The sequence below is a fragment of the Mycobacterium sp. 852014-52450_SCH5900713 genome (assembly GCF_001667075.1).
GTDB lineage: Bacteria > Actinomycetota > Actinomycetes > Mycobacteriales > Mycobacteriaceae > Mycobacterium.
In genome coordinates, this window is sequence record NZ_LZIL01000055.1 from 1 (window position 1) to 599 (window position 599).

The 599-nt window shown below is 68.9% G+C and carries 1 protein-coding gene; it reads left to right on the forward strand.

Features of this window, described 5'->3' with window-relative positions:
* Positions 1-599: cutinase family protein (locus tag A5773_RS17700; protein ID WP_232001877.1), on the forward strand; the 599-nt coding region annotated here is incomplete at both ends.

The window sequence follows — 599 nt, forward strand, 5'->3', positions numbered from 1 at the left end:
GGCCTCGGCGCGTCGGCGCTCGCCGGTTCGGTCATCCCCTCCGCGGCCGCCCAGTGTCCGGACGTGCAGGTGGTGTTTGCCCGCGGCACCGGTGAAGCCCCCGGCGTCGGCCCCACCGGACAGGCCTTCGTCGACGCCCTGCACTCACGCGTCGGCGCCAAGTCCTTCGACGTCTACCCGGTCAACTACCCCGCCAGCGACCAATGGGACACCGGCGTCGACGGCATCAGAGACGCCGCGGGCCATATCAATTCGATGGCCCACGACTGCCCCAACACCAGAATGGTGCTCGGCGGCTACTCCCAGGGCGCGGCCGTGATGGGCTTTGTCACCTCACCCTCGGTCCCCGACGGCGTCGACCCCAACACCGTGCCCAAACCCCTGGACCCCTCGGTGGCCAGCCACGTCTCCTCGGTCGTGCTCTTCGGCATGCCCAACGTGCGCGCCATGAACTTCCTCGGCGAACCCCCCGTCGTCATCGGCCCGGCCTACCAGGACAAGACCGTCAAGGTCTGCGCCACCGAAGACCCGGTCTGCTCCGACGGCATGAACTTCGCCGCCCACAACACCTACGCCGACGACGGCGCCATGATCGACAA